The 21756-nt window shown below is 65.4% G+C and carries 22 protein-coding genes and 1 pseudogene; 12 read left to right on the plus strand and 11 right to left on the minus strand.

Translation table 11 applies throughout. The annotated features are described in order from the left end of the window. Positions 1-137 precede the first annotated feature (137 nt). The 4 genes and pseudogenes from ROP_RS17760 to ROP_RS41325 all read left to right on the plus strand — a co-directional run bounded on the left by ROP_RS17760 (position 138) and on the right by ROP_RS41325 (position 3508). Positions 138-434, plus strand: a complete 297-nt coding sequence (locus ROP_RS17760; RefSeq protein WP_012690780.1) for a hypothetical protein — start codon at positions 138-140, stop codon at positions 432-434. Between the two features lie 421 nt (positions 435-855). Further along, entirely contained in the window at positions 856-1773 is a 918-nt protein-coding gene (locus ROP_RS17765; protein WP_012690781.1) for an aminoglycoside phosphotransferase family protein, read from the plus strand. Between the two features lie 139 nt (positions 1774-1912). Continuing rightward, positions 1913-2719, plus strand: a pseudogene (locus ROP_RS17770) (DUF899 family protein). Between the two features lie 342 nt (positions 2720-3061). After that, on the plus strand, positions 3062-3508 hold the full coding sequence (locus tag ROP_RS41325) for a hypothetical protein (protein WP_148222490.1): 447 nt from the start codon (positions 3062-3064) through the stop codon (positions 3506-3508). Positions 3509-3626: 118 nt separating this feature from the next. Here ROP_RS41325 and ROP_RS43525 read toward each other — a convergent pair whose 3' ends face one another. Further along, entirely contained in the window at positions 3627-3791 is a 165-nt protein-coding gene (locus tag ROP_RS43525; protein WP_012690785.1) for a hypothetical protein, read from the minus strand. Between the two features lie 214 nt (positions 3792-4005). Here ROP_RS43525 and ROP_RS17775 point away from each other — a divergent pair, with 214 nt between their 5' ends. Beyond that, positions 4006-4194, plus strand: coding sequence for a hypothetical protein (locus tag ROP_RS17775; RefSeq protein WP_012690786.1), 189 nt, complete (start codon positions 4006-4008; stop codon positions 4192-4194). Positions 4195-4408: 214 nt separating this feature from the next. Here the strand turns inward: ROP_RS17775 and ROP_RS43210 are convergent, their stop codons facing one another. Beyond that, a complete protein-coding gene (locus ROP_RS43210) occupies positions 4409-4558 on the minus strand; it encodes a hypothetical protein (protein ID WP_043826659.1) in 150 nt (49 codons plus the stop codon). A gap of 259 nt (positions 4559-4817) precedes the next feature. Between ROP_RS43210 and ROP_RS17785 the strand changes: the two genes are divergently transcribed. Further along, the gene (locus tag ROP_RS17785; RefSeq protein ID WP_012690787.1) at positions 4818-5135 is read left to right on the plus strand and encodes a hypothetical protein; all 318 of its coding nucleotides are present in this window, start codon (positions 4818-4820) and stop codon (positions 5133-5135) included. 90 nt (positions 5136-5225) lie between these two features. Here ROP_RS17785 and ROP_RS17790 read toward each other — a convergent pair whose 3' ends face one another. Beyond that, positions 5226-5444 (minus strand): hypothetical protein, encoded by a 219-nt coding sequence (locus tag ROP_RS17790; RefSeq protein ID WP_012690788.1) that lies wholly within the window; start codon positions 5442-5444, stop codon positions 5226-5228. A gap of 782 nt (positions 5445-6226) precedes the next feature. On the opposite strand from ROP_RS17790, the gene ROP_RS17800 reads away from it, so the two are divergent. The 3 genes from ROP_RS17800 (at position 6227) to ROP_RS44215 (ending at position 8309) form a co-directional block, all read left to right on the plus strand. Next, complete coding sequence (locus tag ROP_RS17800) at positions 6227-6436, plus strand: hypothetical protein (protein WP_043824922.1); 210 nt, start codon at positions 6227-6229, stop codon at positions 6434-6436. Beyond that, positions 6429-6791: a type II toxin-antitoxin system HicB family antitoxin gene (locus ROP_RS17805; RefSeq protein WP_012690791.1), complete on the plus strand. Its 363-nt coding sequence runs from the start codon at positions 6429-6431 to the stop codon at positions 6789-6791. Before ROP_RS17800 ends, ROP_RS17805 begins: the two co-directional genes overlap by 8 nt. Before the next feature lie 222 nt (positions 6792-7013). Further along, complete coding sequence (locus tag ROP_RS44215) at positions 7014-8309, plus strand: hypothetical protein (RefSeq protein ID WP_050785095.1); 1296 nt, start codon at positions 7014-7016, stop codon at positions 8307-8309. A gap of 38 nt (positions 8310-8347) precedes the next feature. Here ROP_RS44215 and ROP_RS44220 read toward each other — a convergent pair whose 3' ends face one another. Continuing rightward, entirely contained in the window at positions 8348-9487 is a 1140-nt protein-coding gene (locus ROP_RS44220; protein ID WP_012690793.1) for a hypothetical protein, read from the minus strand. A gap of 1389 nt (positions 9488-10876) precedes the next feature. Continuing rightward, positions 10877-11638 (minus strand): hypothetical protein, encoded by a 762-nt coding sequence (locus ROP_RS17825; protein WP_043824924.1) that lies wholly within the window; start codon positions 11636-11638, stop codon positions 10877-10879. 246 nt (positions 11639-11884) lie between these two features. On the opposite strand from ROP_RS17825, the gene ROP_RS17830 reads away from it, so the two are divergent. Beyond that, a complete protein-coding gene (locus ROP_RS17830; RefSeq protein WP_043824927.1) occupies positions 11885-12430 on the plus strand; it encodes a DUF2716 domain-containing protein in 546 nt (181 codons plus the stop codon). 1057 nt (positions 12431-13487) lie between these two features. On the opposite strand, the gene ROP_RS44840 is transcribed toward ROP_RS17830, so the two are convergent. From ROP_RS44840 to ROP_RS17850, 4 genes are all read right to left on the minus strand, one after another. Next, positions 13488-13610, minus strand: coding sequence for a hypothetical protein (locus ROP_RS44840; RefSeq protein ID WP_269454451.1), 123 nt, complete (start codon positions 13608-13610; stop codon positions 13488-13490). 66 nt (positions 13611-13676) lie between these two features. Beyond that, the gene (locus tag ROP_RS17840; RefSeq protein WP_012690797.1) at positions 13677-13958 is read right to left on the minus strand and encodes a hypothetical protein; all 282 of its coding nucleotides are present in this window, start codon (positions 13956-13958) and stop codon (positions 13677-13679) included. Further along, positions 13955-15058, minus strand: a complete 1104-nt coding sequence (locus tag ROP_RS17845) for a 2-oxo acid dehydrogenase subunit E2 (RefSeq protein WP_012690798.1) — start codon at positions 15056-15058, stop codon at positions 13955-13957. Before ROP_RS17845 ends, ROP_RS17840 begins: the two co-directional genes overlap by 4 nt. Further along, positions 15055-17412 (minus strand): transketolase-like TK C-terminal-containing protein, encoded by a 2358-nt coding sequence (locus ROP_RS17850; protein WP_012690799.1) that lies wholly within the window; start codon positions 17410-17412, stop codon positions 15055-15057. The genes ROP_RS17845 and ROP_RS17850 overlap by 4 nt, the downstream gene beginning before the upstream one ends. Before the next feature lie 269 nt (positions 17413-17681). Between ROP_RS17850 and ROP_RS17855 the strand changes: the two genes are divergently transcribed. Both ROP_RS17855 and ROP_RS17860 read left to right on the plus strand, forming a co-directional pair. After that, on the plus strand, positions 17682-18155 hold the full coding sequence (locus tag ROP_RS17855) for an Lrp/AsnC family transcriptional regulator (RefSeq protein ID WP_012690800.1): 474 nt from the start codon (positions 17682-17684) through the stop codon (positions 18153-18155). Positions 18156-18420: 265 nt separating this feature from the next. Beyond that, positions 18421-20232, plus strand: a complete 1812-nt coding sequence (locus tag ROP_RS17860) for an acetolactate synthase large subunit (RefSeq protein ID WP_419789298.1) — start codon at positions 18421-18423, stop codon at positions 20230-20232. A 323-nt stretch (positions 20233-20555) separates the two neighbouring features. Here the strand turns inward: ROP_RS17860 and ROP_RS17865 are convergent, their stop codons facing one another. Further along, positions 20556-20927 carry a hypothetical protein gene (locus tag ROP_RS17865; protein WP_012690802.1) on the minus strand — a complete coding sequence of 124 codons (372 nt, stop codon included), beginning with the start codon at positions 20925-20927 and terminating at the stop codon, positions 20556-20558. Beyond that, positions 20927-21553 (minus strand): nucleotidyltransferase domain-containing protein, encoded by a 627-nt coding sequence (locus tag ROP_RS17870; protein ID WP_012690803.1) that lies wholly within the window; start codon positions 21551-21553, stop codon positions 20927-20929. Before ROP_RS17870 ends, ROP_RS17865 begins: the two co-directional genes overlap by 1 nt. Positions 21554-21756: the final 203 nt, after the last annotated feature.

The following is a 21756-nucleotide window of genomic DNA, read 5'->3' on the forward strand; positions in this document are numbered from 1 at the left end:
GCGCACTCACAGATCGTTGACCGGTCACCGATCGGCTACCGGTCATCGATCTTTCGACTGGCTCGTCAAGTCTCCGTTGAGCGCAAGTGAGCTGCCGATCGCCTCAGGAGCCATGGTGCGAGTGTTTGACTGGGTCCATGACACAGTGGTTCAACGTCGAAGCTGACTATCACCAGTTCAATCTGGCTGCTCCGGAAGCCGACACCACAGCATTCCAAGAACTCGGCAGCGTATTCGATACTGGGCCCGCCTTCGCCACCTTCCATACGGGGATCGCATGCGGACCGGTAACAGTCGGGATCGACGTGTTGCAGTCGCCGCCTCAATGGAGCAACTCGGCGGAGTGGGACAACGTTGACGAGGCGCTCCTACCTGCGTCGACAGCCCTGCGAGGTATCACCAACAGCGGGGTTGTGCAGGAAGCCTTCGGTTAAATCGATGCGCCCTCGTCCGGGAAGCTCGGCATACGAGGACATGTCGTCGGTCGCGCAACCGCGTGGGACCAAGTAGTGGACGAACCGACGGAGAAGTTCTGGATCGTTGTATGGCCCGCCGACGAGGCTGAGGTGAAGCCGCTCTTCCAACACAAAACCTCGGATGGACTGTGGACTCCGGACTCGCGACAGGAAGAGCCGGAGTCAGAGATCGACATCTCAGAGGACGCCACCGTGAGGCTACGCGGACCAGTGCGATGGAACGGTTGACCCGTCACCGTCCTTGGCGCGATTCCTTCCTCTAACCCGGCCACTCCTGCCTATCGCAGTGCCGGATGACGATCGACGAGCGAGACGGTGGCGGTGTTAGCGTCCCCTGCATGAGGACAGTCGTGGTTGAGCCGACGAGCGCAGGGGTCGGATGACCGACTCCGAGATCGAGATCACGGCGGAGCTGGTGCACGATCTTCTCGCGGACCAACACCCGGACCTTGCAGGGCTGGCCATCGGTGAGGTAGCGGGTGGCTGGGACAACCAAATGTGGCGCCTGGGAGACGAGTTGGTCGTGCGCATGCCACGCACGGAACGTGCCCCGGATCTGCTGTACAAGGAGCGCCGGTGGCTGCCCGTCCTTGCTCCGCGCCTTCCGCTCCCGGTTCCGACCCTTGTGCGGATCGGCGAGCCGTCCGCGCGCTTCCCGAGGCCCTGGAACATCATGACGTGGGTTCCCGGCGAGCCACTCGACCACACCTCGATCAGTCGCGGCGACGACGCGGCCGACACTCTGGCAGGCTTCCTCACCACGCTCCATGTGGAGGCACCCGCTGAGGCGCCGACCAGTTCGGACCGCGGCGCCCACCCCAAGAACTGCACGGACGGCTTCGAGAAGCTCGTGCACGCCGTTGCCCCCAGCGTCATGTCCGCCGACGTCTGGTCCGTCTGGGACAAGGCTGTTACTGCCCCTGAGTGGGAGGGCCCGCCGGTATGGCTGCACGGCGACCTCCATCCCGCAAATGTCGTCGTCTCGGACGGCACACTCTCAGGCGTGATCGATTTCGGAGACATGTTCGCCGGCGACCCGGCGTGGGACCTCGCGGCCGCGTGGCTGCTCCTGCCTGCGGGCACGGCCTCACGGTTCTTCGAGGAGTACGCGCATGCAGACGAGGCGATGATCCGACGCGCCCGAGGGTTGGCTGCCCTGAAAAGCCTTTTCCTCATCCTCATGGGTCAGAACGGGGAACGGGGCCTTTATGGCGGTAAGCCGACATGGGGACCCGCGGGCCGAGCGGCGCTCGATCGTGTTCTGACGTCCAGCTCGGGCCGGCCCTCTCCCGCATAGACCCAGCGAAGCGCGACGGACCATTCCAAGGACGTTGCGGCTGCTGTCGGAGCTAGACAGATGGAGGAACGATTACGGGACGGATCGGTTTGCACATCGAGGCCCGACCACGACCCGGAAGCAACAAGAGGAGACAGTCATGAAGGAAGAGCCGACACACCTGCCCGCGGTCGTCGACCGGGCCACCTTCCAAGCCGAAATCGATGCGTTGCGGGTGAGGGAGAAGGCACACACCCGGGAAGGCGACGCGATCGCCGCGGCCCGCCGGCGGCTGCCCATGGTCGAGGTAGACGCCACCCTGGAGCTGATCGGGCCTCACGGTCCGCTGACCCTGCTCGACGCCTTCGAAGGGCGCCGACAGCTCATCGCCTACTACTTCATGTGGAACCCCGGCCGTCCCGCGGCCGAGCAGTGCGAAGGCTGCACGGTGTATACGAGCCAGGTCGGCGAGCTGTCCTATCTGCACTCCCGCGACGCCACCTACGCAGTCTTCTGTCAGGGGCGCAACGTCACCGTCGTCGGGGCCGACCCGCAGGTGTCGTACGACGAGAGCGTCCGTTACCGCGACTTCATGGGCTGGGACATCCCCTGGTAGTCAGCGCAGCCCTCCCTCGACGCGCTCCTCATCGGTCGCGAGATCGGGCTGTTCCACCTGGTGTGCTACCTCCGCGAGGGCGACCGCGTCTTCGAAACCTACTGGACCAGCCGCCGCGGCGCCGAGGCGATGGACTACAGCTGGGCGCTGTTGGACCTGACCGTCTATGGGCGTCAGGAGGCCTGGGAGGACTCGCCCGAGGGCTGGCCGATCGGGTGGGGCGTCAACGACGATCAGTACCGGACCAACGGACGTCCCATCGCCCAGTGGTCGCGACTCGAGGCTGGACGCTCCGACAACCTCGGAACCGCCGCGACCGAGACGCCGCCCGGACCCGACCGTTGCCACTAGCCGACGCCGCGACCAGTTTCCAGTCCGACACGGTGGGAAAGTGAGGCCGGTGGCGCTCAGCGACACCGTGACCGAGGACATGCACGTCGCTGATTCGATCGTCTACGTTGTCCGCCAACGTGCCCCTACGCGTCGTTCTGTACTCAGCTACTCGGACCAACCTTTCGAAGTTGAAGCGATCGCCGCGCTTCAATAGCGGAACCGCCACTGGGACGAGCTCTGCGCCCAGCGAATGCTGACAGCAGCCGGCGCTCTTCCCGTAAGCGGATCGTCATCCGGTTCCGATGGGCGGTCTGCTGATGGGCCAATCTGCATTGGCCCCGGTGCTGCCAAGATCGACTGATGACTGTGATGCGTTTCGCGTGGGTCCTGCTGGCTGTCGTGACGGCCGCCCTCGGTGTTTTCGCGGCGTCGAATCCAATGCTCCAGATCACCGAGTGTGAACTCGGGCTCTCATCACAAGGGATCAGCACATCTGAGTGCAACGCATCCATCTGGGATCATTTCGGAGGCGTCCTCGTTCTTGTGTTGGCAGTGCCGGCAGTGGTGTGCTTGATCCCGGCTGCCGTGCCGCGTCCCACGGTCGCGTGGGCGGTGGCAGGTTCGATGCTTCTGGCCTCAGTGTCAGGTTTCTCCCCTCCACTGGCTGCGTCTTCGTCACCGTCACCACTGGCCGTATACGGGTTCTACCTCCCGATCGCGTTGCTGGCCATTCTATTGGCAATTGCTCATCAGTCGACGAGCAACCGTCGGGCCGAGCTAACAGCGCGACGCACCGTTCGAACCTGAGCAGCATCGCTCTCGGGCAGCTCAGCACGCGTGACCGTTGGTCGATCGCGCACCGGACACCTGATGCCGTCGAGAACGCCGACGATCGTCTGTGGTGTCGTCGCGGGAGCTGCTGAGATCAGGAGGCGCGAGCCGGATGGTTTGGCTGGCGAGGATCGGTTTCGCGGCTGGTGCGTCGGCGAGCAAGTTCCACGACCTCCGGCTTGGAGGAGCGGCCGAGCTTGCGGTCGATCTTCACCATGCCTCGGGCGGCTGCGATCTGAGCATCGGTTGGTTGCGCCATGATCACCCTTCCTCGTTGTTCTCATTGTCGGGGAGCCGCGCGATGTCGGCAAATACGACGTACGCGAGCTCGGCTTCTTCGGGGCCCGCCAACGGACTGTCAACCAGTCGCCCGAGCAGGCGAACCCCAGGTAGGCAGCTGTTTCGTCGTCGCGGAAGGCCATCTCCGTCGCCCAGGTAAACCGAGCCCACCACTGCTCACGCTGAGCGCGGGTGTGCTCGAACTCGGCTTGAAGCGCACGTTGCCGGGTCGCCGAGCGGTTGGTCGTCACCAGCACCGCCGCGGCACGGCCGTCACGATCGTCGCGGCCAACGTCCACCACCCCAAGGCGGTTCCTGCGCCGGTGGTGGCCGCCGCCATCATTGAATCGACATTCACCCCGCCATCCCACCACAACCGGTGACACCGGTGGCGATGGTGTCGGTGCTGACTCGATAGCGGCCACTGATGTTCTCCGCCCCGCGTCCGATCGGCGGGCAGTCCGATGGTCGGCTCGCGAATGTTCTAGCCGGCAGCCAGCAGCGAGCTGGAGGCCGAAGTCGGGCACAGCGTGGTTCGCCGTAGATTCGTCGACCCCCTCGACCGGGTGACCAAGTACTCGACCCGATCGGCCCGGATCACCGTCCGTCGGCACGGTAGAGACGCCAAAACCACACCACCGACGCAGCGACACATGCCCCGCCCGAGCCGATCGCCCCCACCAGCATCAGCATCGTGCCCACAGCCGCGAGGAACGCAATCCCCGCGAAGTGGACGACGGCAGGCATGCACCCCACAGTGCCGTTGGTCCCGCACTCGCGCAATCAACTCTCCACTCCACAGGGAGTCGACGGAGAAGGATCCACTACGGGGATCGGGCTGGAGCGTCGCGGATCGGAGAAAATGCTCCGCTCAGCGTTCGCTGGGACTGTCGCACGAACCCATGCGCAGCGGACCCGGCCGCCGCGAAACTTGAAAGGGACGAGACGATCCTGCGTGACCTGCGAGAATGGAGCGTGGGTCGGGACCGCACCACCGGAGAATCCCATGTCTCGGTTTCCGCGTCTCGCCCTGGTCGCCGCCATGGCGGTCGCCGTCCTGTCTCTGACCGCGGCGCCCGCACACGCCGCACCACCGCCCGTCCCGGGTGGATGTGCACTGCAGACTTTCCTCATCGGCGCCATGTCGACATGCGACCCGGGGACGGTGAACACACACCAAGTATCGATGGGGTGCCAGCTGCTCTTCGGATTCCCCTACCAGACCGCTATCGTGTGGGGGCCCGAGGTGCCCACGTCCCTGCCCTCAATCGCGCTGTGCCCGCCCCTTCACTACGGGCTCGTCGGCACCGTGCACACCCGATAACGATTCTGCACCCCGCTGAACAGCGAAAATGTCACCCCCTTTTCGGGGATGATTCTCGGCGGCGCAGGGCGGTGACGGATTGATGACCGGCTACCGGTCTTGAGCAAATTGGGCATGGTGTGTCCGCGTCGCGCGGCCGAAGTCGTCGCGGACGTACCAGGCAATCCAGAAAACTGGGAAACACGGCACCGCCAACAACGACAGACCCAGGTTGTTGGTTCGGCGATGCTCACCTATGCCGGTGAACACAGCCACAAGCAGTATGAGTGCGATCGGAATCGTGAGTATGACCGCCATCCCCACCGTCATCGCGTCACTCCGTCCGAGAATGTGTTCCGGACTCCCAACCTTACGGCGCGGCAACCCACGCAGAAGGTGACCGATAGTCGATCGATGTACGGGACGCGCGCACAGTTGCCCGTAGCAAAGTCTTGCCCGTTCATACTCGAACGATGTCGCAGTTCAGCTGGATCGACTATCCCGTCTCCCCGGAACTGGGTGCAATCGCGCACGGGCCGCTCCTGCTCTCCGACTCGAACGGCTAGGTCTGGCTTCGATTGCAGAGCCCGAGGCCGAGTTCAGTGCATGGGTGGTATCGCCTGATCTGAACATCTACACAGAGCGGTCGAGCCAGAATCCACACACCGAGGAAGGGCACTACGTCCGCGAGTTCTCCTATGTCATCAATGGACGCCCGACGGGCACCTCCCTCGAAATCGAGTACCGGTGGCCCGCCATCGGGCTCGACCGCACGCGCGTCGTCTTGGAAATCCCCCCAGCTCGTGCTCTCGACGAAGCGATAGTGCCGATCTGATCCGCGCCTCCGCCTTCGGCGAGAAGTGCGATCACCGACGGGTATGTCGGAGAATCGCTGGCCGGTTGGGGATCGTCTTCCGGCGCGTGTAATAGCAGCGATACCGCAGTCGAAGCACCTGACCAGCAGTGTTTCGATGCGAACCTTCGGCATTGATGCCTCCGACTCCCCGCTTCGCGCTCGCCAACACGTACCGTACGTGGTATCGCCGGTGATACTATACCGGTGTGTCGAAGCAGTCGAAGCTGATCGCGAAGATGAGGGCGAGCCACAGAGCGTGACCTACACCGAGCTGTTCAACTTCTGCTGCGAAATCTTCGGGGAACCGCGGCAGCGCGGCACCTCGCACGCGGTGTTCAAGATGCCGTGGGCGGGCGACCCGCGAGTGAACATCCAGAAAGGCAGCGGCGGCAAGGCTAAGCCTTATCAGGTCGGCCAGGTCGTCATCGCCTACGACAAGCTCACGAAGGAGGCTGACAATGGCTGACGCATCGCACTACACCTATCGGGTGACCTGGTCGGAGGACGACGGAGAGTTCGTCGGGGCCGTCGCCGAATTCCCGTCGTTGTCCTGGTTGGCGGAAACGCAGGCCGAAGCACTCGACGGTGTCATCGGTGTCGTCCGTGAAGTGCTCGAGGACATGGCGTTGACCGGCGAGCAACCGCCAGTCCCGATCGCGGATCGGCCCTACAGTGGCAAGTTCATGGTGCGCACTTCCCCGCAGGTGCACCGGACCCTGGCGATCGAAGCTGAAGAGCAGGGTGTCTCGCTCAACATGCTGGTCAACCAAAAGATTACGGCTCCGACTGCGCCTCGATCAGCAGCGGCCGGTGCAGCCTGACGGAAGGTCACCGGCAAAGCTCTGTACCAACGAATGGGCGCACGGGGAGGGCCACGCCTCGCGAGTTCCGGGAGTTCGATTGAAGAACCACCAGCGGGACGAGTTCGGCGCCGAGCACATGTCCGGCCGCCGTCGACGCTCGTCCCGGAACGGGATCGCTGTCCGGAACGGCACGACTGCGACTTGCCGGGTTCTGCCGATGTCGCGGGTTACGGTCGGCCGGTGAAGCTCGTTGACCGGTGTGGCCCGATCGTTGCCGCCCTTGTCGGTGGTGTGCTCGCTGCCTTCGCTCTCCGCGAATCGGAGGTACTCGACCACACCATCGCTGCGAAGGACGGCCTGAGCGGGGTGCTGGTCACTCCTCAGTGGGCCGGAACCATCGCAGCAGTCGTTGCCGTCGTCGTGCTGACAGTGCTGCTGCGATTGCGTTCCGGGATCGGCGCAGCCGCAACCGCGCTCGTGGGCGCAGCAGCGATCGGCCTGCCGGCTGTTGTGGCGGTGGCGACCGAACCGGCCCTGACCCTGAACGCGGTGGGTGCCGGCCTGATGCTCGGTGTGGCGGCGTACCCGGCTGCGGGGCGGCGGGTTCCACTGATTGCGCTGGCTCTCGGGGTGCTGGCGGCGACCGTGTTCTTCGGTGTGGCCCGCTTGTGGCGGGTTCCGGCGCAACGATGGTCGGTCACCCTGCCCGGCGATCCGTTCTACGTTCCCGCGACCGTGCCGCTGCCCCTCCTGGCCGGCGCCGTGATCGTTCTCGGCGGAGTTGCGCTCGTCACCCGCCCCGACGAGCGTGGCGCCGGGGTTCGGCCGGCGATCGTCGGTGTCGGGCTGCCGGTGGTATTCCTGCTGCTCTACACCGTGCTGGGAACGACCGAGTCCGGCCCGGTGTCGTGGACTGTCGCGGTTGGGCTCGCCGCCGCAGCGACTCTCGGCGGCGCATGGCTGCTGCCCGCCTCTGAGTGGCGCGTGCTGCTGGTGGGTTTGGCCGTGGCCGCTGCAACGGTCGGTCACGTGCACTACTTGCCGGGCGCTTGGTGGTGGGTCCTGGGCGGTCTCATCGCGTTGGTCGCCGGGGTGATGGTCGGGTGGCGGTACCCAATGGCGGCGGTGGGGATGGTTCTTCTCGTCCTGGTCGTGGCCACCGGGCTGCTTCCGGACGGTGGCATCTTCGACGCCGTGACGATCACGGCGTACACGCTGGTGTTGCCCGGTGCGCTGGGATTGTCCGTCGCGTCCGTCCTCTCGCCCACCCCTGCGGACGCACCGGTGGTGGTCAGCACCGCGATGGTGCCGTTGACCATGACGTTCTTCGCCGTCTCGGCGCCACTGGCCGTCGCCGACTACGGGTGGTCGAACGGCTACCCGACCTCCGAGTCGGGACCGGTGGTCACCGTCGTCTCGCCGCTGCCCCTCGGTATCGTCGTCGCGACCGTCACCGCCGTCCTCGCCACGCTCGCCCTTGCCCGGCGCTCGGATCCCGGCCGCGTCCGCGTACTCGTCCGGCACGGAGGGCGATAAGTTTCGGGCGATGACCTGGATTTTCCGGCGCTCGGTGTCTATCCGGGGATGCCGAACTCGGTGCGGGTCGCGTCGAGCAGTGTGTCCACATGCTCAGCGTAGGTGGCGCAGGCGTGCGACAACGCCTGAAAGGCTGCGACGATCGGCCGTGGGTCTGCCGCGCTGAACAGCGCCGGCATCGCGTAGTACGGGCGGTGCATCGGCCCGTGGTCGAACATCTTCCCGGTCGGTGGCTTCTCCCCACCTGGCGCCGCACTCGAGCGGTAGGGTCCACCCTTGCCTTGGGGCGGAAGGTTTTCCGCCGCGAGACGGCTGGACGCGGACTGAGGATCGTCGAACGGTGCCGGGAGTGGGTCACCGTTACGCAAGGCCTCCAGTGCCGGTGTGACCCAGGCGCAGTCGGCGAGTCCGGCGAACTCGAATGCGCGGATCGCGGCCCACCGCGCCAGTCGCCGTTGGGTCTGCGGGTCCATCGCCACAATCGCGGCTGCGATATCCGGTGCACAGTCGTCGAAATCGCGTAACGCCAGCACGTTTCGCAGTTCGGGATGTGCCTCGAAGTCGATCGCCGTGGTCCGGGTTGTCGCGGTCGTGGTTGTCGTGCCAGCGGTCGACGAGCTGCCGTGAGTCGGCTGCCCCTCGCCTGCGGGTACCGGGGGCGGAGTGTTCTCGGGTACGCCGAAGCCGGGCATGTCCCACATCTGGGCCGGGGTCTTGGTGAGCCCGTCGTACGGCCACATCCGGATCCGCCACACGTCACCGGGTGTCGTCGATCCCGGCCACCCGTAGTTGACGAATCCTCGGCCGGCGACCTCCACTGTGTACCGGCCGGCGGGAACGGTGACGTCCACCGGTTCGGTAGTCGGTGATGACAAGGTCAGTACCTCGCGGGGGTCAATTTCCAGGCGCCCTTCGCTGACCTGTTGCCACTGATCCCGGTCCGCGGGTGGTCGTGACGGCCACATCTGCACGGTCACCGACATCTGAAAGTTGTTCTGGTGTGGGCACAGCACCAGCAGCATGGCTCCATTGCCGGCGCTGGGTTGATCGGATTGGGCTCGTTCGAGGAGAGCGAGCTCGACGTCCGGATCTCCAAGCCCGCCGTCGAGACAGAACTGGCCGTAGTCCATCGCCACGGTCACCTGTGTTTCGCTGACCGGCAGGGTGCGCTCATCCATGCCCGTGATCCTGTCTCGACGGCCGGACACAGCAGTCTCAACTCAAGCGAGAACGTTGCTGGTGACCCCGGCTAGGGATCCACATACGAACGACATCCGACTCCCGCCGGCATGAGCTGGGCACCGCTTCGTCCCGGTGATGGTTCCTCTATCGGAGGCCGGGATTGTCGGGACTGCGGCACGGAATGGATCGCAACGCCCCATGCCAGAGACGGGTCTGACTCACACGCGTCCTCGACGCCACGTCCAGACGCACCAGACGATCCCCGCTACGGCTACTACGGGGAGCACCTGCCTCGCCCTCCCCATCGTGACAAACCGGTGGTACTGCTCACTCGACAGGAATTGCATTCCGTGTGCGTTGTCCGGGGTGGTCAGATCCCACCAGAAACTCCTCATTCCGCTCACTGCATGGGGCCAGGCAGTGAAAGCTCCCACCGCGGCGGCGACCGCGAGGCACGTAACGGGAAAGGCCACCCAGAACCAAGGAAACCCAGGGGCCCGCTCGAGTCGTGCGCGCCTCGGCAAGACCACACGCGCGACCAATGCCACGACTCCGAGGGCAAGAAATAGCAACCACGCCACGACATAACGGTAGTGGTTTCACTCCGTGCCCAAGCCTCGAATGCCTTGGAGAACTTGAGCCGGCAGTTCGGAACGAACACGCAGTACGGCATTGCCGATCAGCGATCGTGTATCGGGCATGTACTTCGTGGATGATCTATCCATGTCCACAGCCTCGGCGCCACGCGGCACGCAGGAAGCCACGGTCACGGTTCGTGCCGACTACAACTTGCTTTTCATCCAGGACGCTGACGACGTCCGACCGCTTGGCGCACCGATTTCCGAACCATGGTTGCTCGCGACCGAACCTGATCGCGTCGCGATTCACGCCGGTCAAAAGGGGCCGATATTGGTGACGACGCAAGCCTGGGAGACGGCTCCGCCCCCGGTCGATGACCAATTCCGTGCGCACTGGGAGGACATCGCTGAGATGTCCTTCACCACGAGTGCCGACGACCTGGTGCTGACATCGCTGTTCGACGGACGCCAAGAGGCGGGCTCGACAGCCTTACCCCACACGGCCCCGGTTCATACCGGGTCCGGGTCGCCGCGACCGGGCGCACCGAGTACTGGGACTCGGTCGCGCCTCCGGAGAAGCAGCCAGCAGCACAGTTGCTCGTGCAGCTCTGGCCGAGCGTTTCAGCCGACTCGATCCTGTACCAGTACAAAGACCGTTTTACCGGCCAGCTAGTGCTCACCGGCGAAACCTAGCAGGTATGAGACCTTGAACCTGATCGACTCCCGGACGAGGGCTCGGCGCCGATCAGCGATCGTAGACCGGTCGGCGGCCCCCATGCGGTGGACTGGTGCGCACCACGGCATAGGTCAGGATCCCGATGATGGGCTTCCAGGCAACGGGTTGACTGTGTCGCTGTCCCACGTGATCTTCTGATCGGGGGTCGCGGGGAGTGCTTCAAGATCAGGGGCGGCGAGTACGGCCTCGACGCATTCTGCTGACGCACCGAGGTAGGTCGTCATGAGGTCGATGTCGGTTGCCACGCACCATGCGTGATCGTCGGGCCACCATAGGTGCGCGCTCATCCCCAGCATGCCGCCGCCGAATTGAGTGTCGGCGAGATCGATATCGCCAGAAAACAGGACCATGTGCTCCCGGCTGGGCATCGGCAGGCGCGGATAGTGTTCGGGAGTGGTGATGCGGCCGGATCCTTCCCAGTGGGCAAACCAGCAGGTACCGGGTGTCTGGGTGAAGCGTCGGAGGACGCCGACCAAGGCGCGTGCGGTCCGAGGCGGCAGTGATCCTTGCTCAGGTGCCTCCTGCCATACGCCCGGTTGTTCGGGGGTGCGCCAGCTTCCTACAATGGATCCCCACTCCATGACGGGATGCGCGGTGGTGCCATTGGCGGCTGCCACGTCGGCCCAGCGGATTGGATCGCCGTCAATGGTCGTTGCAGGATGGAAGATTCGGGCGTACGAGGCGAACACAGGAGGCACCAGGGACGCAATGGCGTGTTCGTTGAACCGGTGCACGTGCTTGACGATCCACATCCCGGGCTCGACATCGGCTGCCATCCGTAGGCCGCGCTCTTGCCAGTCCTGATCGTCAGTCGGTTCGTGATCTCGTGCCATGGGTCCATGGCATCACAGGCGTCAGGGCGCTGTACTGCCATTGATCGGACACAGATGCTGACTGAAAGGGGATCGCTGACCGGTCACCGATCCCGTTCCGGGACGAGCATCGACGGCGGACGGACATGTGCTCGGCGCCGATCTCGTCTCGCTGGCGGTCGCCATTTGGGATTCCGAAAAGTCGTTCGTCGTGCATGGAACGGTGTGGCATCGTCAGCTCCAGGAGCGAATGGAGGTCCTGCTCAGATGCGATACACCCGAGACTTCGGCTCTCCCTTGCCTCCGGCGTGGACCGACCTTCCCAACCGTGATCGTTATTGGACTGAATTCGAGGAAAGGTTCAGGTTTCGACCGGGCATGAAACCCGAATCATGGCCGGCGATCGCCGAGCCGACGCCATCAGTGACCTTCGATCTCACCAACACCGCCGGCACCGAGGCTTCCTGGCGGGCGCGGTTCGATGCGGTCAACGCAGAGGCGCTGCGGTGCTTCGTTGCCGAGTTCGTCGACGATCCGAGGTTTGTCGTTCTCGACTGGCAACATCCCGGGTACTGGTTCGACGCCGCGGAGCACTGCGCTGCTGAGGACTCAGAGTGGCGTGTGCCCGTCTATCCGAACGGCGACTACTACATTTTCCTGCGAGAAGACTTCTCGGCCGGCACCTTCGGCCATCCCTGGGAGCCCACGCTGTGCGTGTTTGGTGAACGACTCGTCAACACTCTTGGTCGCACCTTGGCGACTTGGCTTCCCCGCAAGCGTGTCAATGGCCAGCCGTACGACCGAGACGGATAACCGGACTGTCCTCGATCGGGTAACTATCGCGACCGGTCAGCGATCGCTGACCGGTCACCGATCGTCTAACGGCCACCGACAGTGGGAGCGGTCCGGCTTTCGGTCCCCCGTAAACATCGCGATCACTGATGTCATTCAGTCCAGAGACCCGGGTGGGGCAGCTCCCCGAAACGACTGGTTGGCCAGGGAACACGTTCGCCGTGAATCCGGAACTCAATAGTTCGACGCGGCGGTTCCCTACGCGGGCGGACATCGACGGCCCGGAATGAGTAACCGTCCTGTTGCACCGCCTCCCAGTCGAAGTCGACGGTTTCACCGATCTGGAGGTTCACGCCTCGTCCACGGACTTGGATCTATTCCCCGCGGGCGAGAGGCGGATGGTTCAGTGTCCAGATATTGCTGAAATGCACCCAGCATCCGGTGGGAGTGTCCGACGATTCGATGACGCCCCAACCTTCTGCACCGTGCCAGACGGTCACGACGCCCACACTCGTCATTCTGGAACTTCAGCGCGTCCGCGACATGCGCTGTCGAGCTCTACGGATCGGGCACTCGAGCGATCTTGCGATGAAGCCTGCCCGTTGTCCTGCTTGACGATCGTGTACCGGGAAGTTGAGGCCCACCGCGTATCGGTCAGTCCGCTCAAGGTAAGTGGAGGGGAGCCAGGTCTTGGCGATCTGTCATCGTTCTGAGATCCGCAGGACGAACCCGCGCCGGGACGTCCCAGCGGATGCCAGCGGCAGTCCGCCTTCGTTCCGTACGCGGATCGGTCTGTGGCGCAGGGTTCGTCGAATCCGACCGCAAGGTTGCGCTTGGATCTGATGGAGCGACACGCCGGATCAATGCCAGGAATTCCACCAGAGGACCAGGGGCACCAGCCAGGGGGTCCACACCATCCAGCTGGTTCCCAATCCGTACGGCGGGATCAAAGCCACCGTCATCACCTCCGGTTAGTAGAAGGGTAGGAAGTTCCATCACGCTAGGAAGTTTGGGGACTGCTGGCCGTAGTACGGGATCCAGAAGTAATCCACGGCGACCACCAATCACGCGTCGACCACTACAACATCAGGGCGACCAGCGACAACATGCAGGTTGCGACGTAGAAGGACCACGGTGAGGCGGGGTTGTCGGTCCGGTTGATCAACCAGGTGGAGATGAGGCGAGCGCTGCCACCGAACACGGCTACCAGGATGTTGTATGCGGTTGCGGTGCCACTCGACCGGAGGCGGGTCGGCGGAGCTGTTATTCACACCGTGCGGTGCGCCTTGGCGGGTGTGAGCTTCCGCTGGCAGAGCTCGACGATGCGTTGCCGGTCCTCCGGATCCAGGGGCGGGCTGGGCGGAGTCTGCAAGATGGTCAGGACCCGCCGGTAGTAGGTCGTCGGGTCAACTCCGAACTCGGGGAGGATGTACTCGTCACCGCCGTCGAACGCGACCCACTGCGCGGCGAAATCCACCATCCGGACCGCATCGGACCAGACCGGGCGCCCGTCGAGCTTCGAGTCGGTCCGGTAACCCGCCGCGGTCACTGCAACTCCGAAGGCGCGAAACCGGCTTCTAGTCGCTGCCGCACCGACGTGAGGTAGCGGGCGGCGTCGGCGCCGTCCACGATGCGGTGGTCGTACGACAACGACAGGTACGCCATCGACTTCACTTCGATCCGGAGTTCGCCACTCTCGCCGCGGGTGGGAACGAGACGTTCGACGACGGCCCCGATCCCGAGGATCGCCGATTGCGGCTGGTTGATGATCGGGGTGTCGAACAGCGCCCCGCGACTGCCGGTGTTGGTGATGGTGAACGTGCCCCCGGACAAATCGTCCGGGCGGATCGTCCCCGTCCGCACCCGGTCGGCGGAGTCCGCGATCGCCCGGGTGAGGGCGGGAATGCTCATCCCCTCGGCGTCGCGGATCACCGGCACCATCAGACCTTTGTCGCTGTCGACGGCCATCCCGAGGTGCACCGACCCGTGGTAGGTGACCTCGGTGCAGTCGGCGTCGAGCGAGGAGTTGATCACCGGGTGCTCGGCGAGGGCTTCGACGGCGGCGGCAACGAAGAACGGCAGGAACGACAGCTTCATCCCTGTCCGCGTGTGGAACGCCTCCTTCTCGCGGCCACGCAGGCGGGCGATCGCGGTGATATCCACCTCGACGACGGAGGTCAATTGTGCTGAGGTCTGCAGAGATTCGACCATCCTCCGGGCGATGGTCCGGCGGATCCGTGGCAGCTTCTCCACCCGCTTGCCACCGGCTGCCGGCACAACCGCCGGTGCCGGTGCCGGTGCCGGCGATGGCGTCGGGGCCGGTGCCGGCGATGGCGTCGGGGCGGGTTGCGGGATGGGGTCCGGTGCAGGGGTCGGCGTGGCCGCGGCGGCGCTTTCGTCGGTACCGAGCACCGCCAGTGCCGCGCCGATCTCGACGACCGCGTCCTCGGCGGCGAGCACCTCGAGGAGGATGCCGGCGGTCGGGGAAGGGACCTCGGTGTCGACCTTGTCGGTGGCGACCTCGAGGAGGGGTTCGTCGAATTCGACGTACTCGCCGGGTGCCTTGAGCCAGCGGGTGATCGTGGCCTCGGTGACGTTTTCACCGAGCGACGGCAGCGCCACCGTGGTGCCACTCTGGGTCGTGGTCATCGTTGTGTCTTTCCCTGGATTGCGGTGAGGTCGAGTGCGGCGCGGACGATGCTGTCGGTGTCGATGCCGTGGTAGCGGTAGACGTCGTCGAGGGACCCGACCTGCCCGAACTTGCTGACGCCGAGCGCGGCGCCGGGGACGTGGTTGATGCCGGTGAGGAACGCCAGGGTGTGTGGGTGCCCGTCGAGGACGGTGACCATCGGCGCCGCCCGGTCGGCGGGGAACACCTGATCGAGAATCCAGGACGGGCCGTCGGTCAGGCCGCGGCGGGCCTGGGCCGCCTCGAACAAGAGTCCGGGGCTGGTCACGCACACGACGTCCGCGGTGATGCCCTGCTCGGCCAACCGCTCGGCGGCGGTGAGGGTTTCCGGGATCATCGCGCCCATCCCCACCAACGTGACCGCGGGCTGCTCCGTGTGCCTCAGGATGTACCCGCCGGCGACCACCTGCCGGCGGCGACGCTCCCGCGCCGCCGGATCCGACGGCACCGCGGCCAAAGTTTGGTCGACCGGGCGGGTCGAGAGCCGCAGATACGACGACGACCCGTCCGGCCGACCCAACCGGGAGATGCTGTCGAGCAGCGTCCACTCGGTGTCGATCGCGAACGCCGGCTCGAAGCTCACACACCCGGGTTGTTCGAGGCCGATCGACGGGGTCTTGATCGACTGATGCGCCCCACCCTCCGCGGCCAGCGTCACCCCGGAGGGGGTGCCCACCAGGATCGACTGCCCGCCGGCATAGATGCCGTACGACCACGGTTCCAGGGCGCGTTCGACGAACGGGTCGTACATCACCCCGATCGGGAACAGCGGTTGTCCCCACCGACTCCACGTGGCCCCGAGCTCCCCCATCAACCCGACCAGGTTGGTTTCGGCGATGCCCAGTTCCATGTGCTGCCCGGTGGGCTTTTCCCGCCAGTGCATGATCGTTTCGGCGTCGTCGTCGAACCAGTTGCGGCGCTCGTTCGGTGACCACACCCCGACCTTGTTCAGCCACCCGGCCAGGTTCGTCGTCGAGGACACATCCGGGGAGACGGTGACCACCCGTTTGGCGGCGTCGGGGGCCTGGCGGGACAGGTCCAGCAACGCCCGCCCCAGGGCGGCCTGGGTAGTGGACGTACCGGAGGGGGTGCGGCCGATGTCGGTGGGGACGGCGGGCGGGGTGGCGAGCTCGACCGGGTCCCGGCGGAGCCAGTCGGCGGAGGCGGCGCAGACCCGGCCCTCGGTACTGTCCGGGGCGAACCGGGCCCACGGGTGCGCCGGGTCCATGCCCAGCTCCCCGGCGAGCTGCTGGTACTGCTCGACGGTCAGCAGCGAGGAGTGGTTCTGCGGGTGCCCCTGGGTGGGCAGGCCGCGGCCCTTGATGGTGTACGCGATGATCACCGTCGGCCGGGTGTCGTCGATCTGCCCGTACGCCGCCCGGAGGGCGTCGAGGTCGTGGCCACCGAGGTTGCGGATCGCCCGAAGCAGGGTCTCGTCGTCCAACTCGGCGATCAACGACGCGATCGCGGCCGCGTCGGGGCCGTCCCCGGGCAACCGGTCCCGGACCTGCGCGGCGTCGCAGCGCAGCAGCCGCTGGTATTCGGGGTTGGGCATGTCCAGAATCCGGGTCCGCAGCGCCGGACCGCCCGAACGGGTGAACAGCGACTCGAGCAGCGTCCCGAACTTGACGGTGAGGACCTGCCACCCGGCGGCCGAGAACATCGATTCGAGGCGGCCGGCGGCGATGTTCGGCACCACCCGGTCCAGGGACTGCCGGTTCAGGTCGACGATCCACACGATCTCCCCGAGTTCGGACACCGAGTGGTCGAGGATCGCCTCCCACACCGCGCCCTCGTCCAGCTCGGCGTCGCCGACGAGGGAGTACTGCCGTCCCGTGCCCGCCGAACCGATCTGGGTGTTCACGTAGCGGCGGGCGATGGCACCCCAGATCGGGGCCGTCGCCCCGATCCCGACGGAGCCGGTCGAGTAGTCCACCGGGTCCGGGTCCTTGATCCGGGACGGGTAGGACTGCAGGCCGCCGAACTCGCGCAGCGTGGTCAGGTACTTCTCGTCCAGCTCCCCGAGCAGGTAGTTGATGCCGTGCAGGATCGGGGAGGCGTGCGGTTTCACCGACACCCGGTCGCCGGGGCGGAGCTGCTCGAACCACAGCGAGGTCATGATGGTCGCGATCGACGCGCACGACGCCTGATGGCCACCGACCTTGAGCCCGGTGGGGTTGGGCCGAACCCGGTTGGCGTGGTGGATCATCGACGTCGACAGCCACAACACACGCTTCTCGATCTCGAGGAGCGCCTCGGGAGTCGGAGTGGGAGCGGTGTAAATGCTGGTGTCGACTGTGGGCGTGCCGTGCATGAATTGCGTCCTTGCCTCGAGTTCCTGGCACCGATCGACTGCTGCCATGCCTCAGGTTGTGAGCGAGTGATCGGTGTTCTCGGCTGGGGCCCCGGTAAGAGCCCGACTGCGCCGGTGGCGGTGAAGCCGCCTGTCAAAGAAGTCCCGTGTGCAGAACTTGCCATTAGTTGAGCATCGCAATGCAGTCCGAGCAAGACCGACCGCGAATTTTCAGCATTCTGCGAACCATCGTGTGTGCGCCGCTGCTCGGGATTGGCAGAATGCTCACCATGACCACCGTCGACTCCCTCGACGCCAGAATCCTCGAGGCACTGAGCGCTGACCCGCGAGCCACCGTGATCGCGCTGGCCGACAAGACCGGACTGTCCCGTAACACGGTGCAGGCCCGTCTCGGCAAACTCGAGAAGCAGGGCGTGCTGCAGTCCTTCGAACGCCGCATCGACCCGGCGGCGCTCGGCTACCCGCTGACCGCGTTCATCCTCACCAACGTCACCCAGCAGAAACTGTCGCAGATCGCCGCGGCCCTCGACGGTGTTCCGGAGGTGGTGGAAGTGCACGGACTCAGCGGCGCCACAGACCTTCTCATCCACGTTGTCGCCCGCGACGCCGACGATCTCTACCGCATCGCCGGCCGCATTCTCGACATCGACGGCGTCGAAAAGACCACCACCGGTTTGGTCATGCGTCAGCTGGTCGATTACCGCCTCACCCCGTTGCTCGAACAGCTCACCGATGAGGACTGACCGCGGCGATGGTGGGCATTTTGCCCACGGCCGACTCGTTCGGTCGCCACCTCGTGCGCAGTCTGCGTAGCAGCACTGCCGGCGATTGTGGGATGTCGGCAGTAATGCTTGACTGACAACCCGAGCTCGCCCACCCCCGAGCAATTGTTCGTATCACGCGCACCATCCTCCGATCCCGAGGATGTCCGACAGGTCACGAAGGCGTCGCATCCGAGTCGTCGTCGTCCGTGTCGATCAGACAACCCGTTTCGATCCGAGGATTCCCGTGAGTGCACCGACCCGACTCGACCGTCCTGCCCGCAGCATCTGCGCCGACATACGCCACCTCCCGCAGCGACTCACCGGCGCCCAGATCGTCGTCCGCGCATTGGAAGAACTCGGTGTCGACTGTGTGTTCGGGATTCCCGGCGGCGCGATCCTTCCGGTGTACGACCCGCTGCTCGAGTCGTCACGCGTCCGGCACGTGCTGGTCCGACACGAACAGGGTGCCGGTCACGCCGCGGCCGGGTACGCGCAGGCAACCGGCAAGGTCGGCGTCTGCATGGCGACCTCCGGACCCGGTGCGACCAACCTCGTCACTCCGATCGCGGACGCCCAGATGGATTCCGTTCCCATCGTCGCGATCACCGGCCAGGTCGGCCGGGGTCTCATCGGCACCGACGCGTTCCAGGAGGCCGACATCTGCGGCATCACGATGCCGATCACCAAACACAACTTCCTGGTCACCGACCCCGAGGACATCGCCCAGACGATCGCCGAGGCGTTCCACATCGCGTCGAGTGGACGCCCGGGTGCGGTGCTCGTCGACATCCCCAAGGACGTCCTGCAGGCCACGGCCACCTTCTCCTGGCCACCGGCGACGTACCTACCCGGGTTCCGTCCCGTCACCAAACCACACGCCAAGCAGATCCGCGCGGCTGCCGAGATGATCAACTCCGCGACCGCGCCGGTGCTCTACGTCGGCGGCGGTGTGATCAAAGCCGATGCCGCACAGGAGTTGCGGGAACTCGCGGAACTGACGGGATTTCCGGTGGTCACCACGCTGATGGCTCTCGGCGCGTTCCCCGACGGTCATCCGCAGCACTACGGAATGCCGGGCATGCACGGCGCCGTGGCCGCCGTGGCGGCCCTGCAACGCAGTGACCTGCTGATCACTCTCGGTGCACGATTCGACGATCGCGTCACCGGGCACGCGGCATCCTTCGCGCCGAACGCGCGCGTCATCCATGCCGACATCGACCCCGCCGAGATCGGTAAGAACCGACACGTCGACGTTCCGATCGTCGGCGACTGCAAGAGCACGATCAGAGCGCTCGTCGCCGCGATCGCGGACGAGCGAACCCACACCCCCAGTCCCGACATCAGCTCGTGGCGAGCATCTTTGGACGAGATTCGCGCGGACTATCCGCTGGCGTACGACCGGCCCGCCGACGGCACGCTGTCGCCGCAACTGGTCATCGAGGCGGTCGGCAGGGCGGCCGGACCCGACGCGATCTACGTCTCCGGCGTCGGCCAGCACCAGATGTGGGCCGCCCACTTCATCGGCTTCGAGAAGCCCCGCACCTGGCTGAACTCCGGGGGACTCGGCACCATGGGATACGCGGTCCCCGCCGCGCTGGGCGCGAAAATCGGTGCGCCCCAGAAAGAAGTGTGGGCCATCGACGGCGACGGCTGTTTCCAGATGACCAACCAGGAACTCGCGACCGCCGCGATCGAGGGGGTGCCGATCAAGGTGGCCCTGATCAACAACGGCAACCTCGGCATGGTCAAGCAACTCCAGGCCATCCATTACGACGGGCGCTTCTCGCAGATCGACCTCGCCACCCACTCACGCCGCATCCCCGACTTCGTCAAACTCGCCGACGCCCTCGGGTGCGTCGCCCTGCGCTGCGAACGGGAAGAAGACGTCGACGCCGTCATCGCGCAGGCGCGTGCCATCACCGACCGGCCGGTGGTGATCGACTTCGTCGTCAGCGACGACGCTCTCGTGTGGCCGATGATCGCCGCGGGCGCGAGCAACGACCACATCATGGCCGCGCGGGGAGTCCGGCCGTTCTTCGACGAGGAGCCGATCTGACCCCAAGCTGCGCGCACCGCGCTGATCAGCGACTCGCGGACTTCCTTCAGAGTGAAGCGCAGATCGAACCGATGTCGGGTCTTCGAATACCTTGGGCAGCGGCATCATTCACCGAGTTACTGATGTCGCGATTGCAGCCGCATGGATAGATGTGGCGCGGTGGGTCGCCCACATCCCACCGCCCTCATCCACGTACTCCGGCGCAACGGTGGGTATCGGTCGAAGCTCCATTCACTGGATCAGCCCTTGGTTTCCGAGGTCCGCCGGTGTCGAGTCCTACGTTCAGTTTCCGGCCTGAGCGTGCGCGCGGCGGGCCGCCTCGATCAGCGCTTCGGCGGCACGTTCGGCGCGCTTCGATTCGATTCGGTACGGCTCGTCGGCGTATCGGTGTAACCGGACCTCGTCTTGACGCCGAGCAGCACGCTGAGGTGTTTCGCGATAGCCGGGTCGACGGACCCGAGCAGCGTGACGGCGTCCTTGTGGTCCTCGCCCTGCGCATGCTTACCCAGTCGCGCGCAACAGATTACATCCGAGGCCGCGATGCCCGCGTGCACCCACAACGTCACGACCGCATCATCGACAACGTCCGGCTCGTCGGCGAAGTCGCGACCGATCTCGGCCAGGTGAAAGAACTGTTCGGCTTTTCTCAGCCGCCCCCGGCGGACCGCCTGGTCACACGGCCGCGTCCGCCCCACTACCGATTTCCCCGACGCAGCAACCGGGTGAAACCGGCCCGTGAACCGGCCACCGTCAGCCCCTCCTTCGCCACATCCGACAAGACCGGCTCGTCCGCACCGTGGCCGGCGATCTCACTCTCCGTGAACTGCAGATCCCGCGCATCGTTGCCGGTCCATCTGGTCACCTCGGTCATCAGCTCCGCCACCTGCTCATCCCACTCCTCGCCTGCGGCGTCGTCCGGCCGGACCAGAAAGATGTCGATGTCACTGTCGATCGTCATCGTTCCGCGTGCAGCCGACCCGAACACGGCGGCATACACCGGGGGAATCTCCCAACCGGCCAACCGCGCCTCCAGCCTGCGCAGGAACTCCCCGGACAAACCGGCGAGGCCCATCACATGAGGGAAGGCCAGGTGCTCACGATTGAGCTGGTACACGAACGCGTTCCCCACTCTCGAAGAGAGCACCGTGCCCTGCTTGCTCAATCGTTGCAACACCTTCCGGATCCCCTCCTCCGAATGGCGGTGCAACACCCGGTGCAACTGGCCAGTCGTGAATGTCGCCTCGGATGCGGCCGCAAGCGCAGCGAGCACCTCACCGTCGAGCGTGGGCGTCACAGTCTGCAGCGGCCGGATCAGATCCATGGTTTCGTTCCCTGGGGGCCATTTTCGCGTACTATTGTACGCCTACCCGTACTATAGTACGGCGAAATTGCCGAGACATCGCGCACTTTGAGGAGCGAGATCGATCGCGGTCGGTCCTGGAATCGGACGGCGACCCTATCGGCATCCATTCCGTTTTCAAACTCTGTATTTCTCTGTCTCACAGTATTTCTAGTATCGGTAGC

The organism is Rhodococcus opacus B4 (assembly GCF_000010805.1).
Taxonomy (GTDB): Bacteria; Actinomycetota; Actinomycetes; order Mycobacteriales; family Mycobacteriaceae; genus Rhodococcus_F; species Rhodococcus_F opacus_C.

Excerpts from the sequence above, each read along its gene's own strand:
- ROP_RS44220 (WP_012690793.1), bottom strand. The coding sequence starts at position 9,487 with ATGGATGAGCGCACCCTGCCGGTCAGCGAAACACAGGTGACCGTGGCG.
- ROP_RS17760 (WP_012690780.1), top strand. The coding sequence starts at position 138 with ATGACACAGTGGTTCAACGTCGAAGCTGACTATCACCAGTTCAATCTG.
- ROP_RS17790 (WP_012690788.1), bottom strand. The coding sequence starts at position 5,444 with ATGACGGTGGGGATGGCGGTCATACTCACGATTCCGATCGCACTCATA.
- ROP_RS17845 (WP_012690798.1), bottom strand. The coding sequence starts at position 15,058 with ATGACCACGACCCAGAGTGGCACCACGGTGGCGCTGCCGTCGCTCGGT.
- ROP_RS17765 (WP_012690781.1), top strand. The coding sequence starts at position 856 with ATGACCGACTCCGAGATCGAGATCACGGCGGAGCTGGTGCACGATCTT.
- ROP_RS17850 (WP_012690799.1), bottom strand. The coding sequence starts at position 17,412 with ATGCACGGCACGCCCACAGTCGACACCAGCATTTACACCGCTCCCACT.
- ROP_RS43525 (WP_012690785.1), bottom strand. The coding sequence starts at position 3,791 with ATGGCGCAACCAACCGATGCTCAGATCGCAGCCGCCCGAGGCATGGTG.
- ROP_RS43210 (WP_043826659.1), bottom strand. The coding sequence starts at position 4,558 with ATGCCTGCCGTCGTCCACTTCGCGGGGATTGCGTTCCTCGCGGCTGTG.
- ROP_RS17855 (WP_012690800.1), top strand. The coding sequence starts at position 17,682 with ATGACCACCGTCGACTCCCTCGACGCCAGAATCCTCGAGGCACTGAGC.
- ROP_RS17870 (WP_012690803.1), bottom strand. The coding sequence starts at position 21,553 with ATGGATCTGATCCGGCCGCTGCAGACTGTGACGCCCACGCTCGACGGT.
- ROP_RS17785 (WP_012690787.1), top strand. The coding sequence starts at position 4,818 with ATGTCTCGGTTTCCGCGTCTCGCCCTGGTCGCCGCCATGGCGGTCGCC.
- ROP_RS17825 (WP_043824924.1), bottom strand. The coding sequence starts at position 11,638 with ATGGCACGAGATCACGAACCGACTGACGATCAGGACTGGCAAGAGCGC.
- ROP_RS41325 (WP_148222490.1), top strand. The coding sequence starts at position 3,062 with ATGACTGTGATGCGTTTCGCGTGGGTCCTGCTGGCTGTCGTGACGGCC.
- ROP_RS17805 (WP_012690791.1), top strand. The coding sequence starts at position 6,429 with ATGGCTGACGCATCGCACTACACCTATCGGGTGACCTGGTCGGAGGAC.
- ROP_RS17830 (WP_043824927.1), top strand. The coding sequence starts at position 11,885 with ATGCGATACACCCGAGACTTCGGCTCTCCCTTGCCTCCGGCGTGGACC.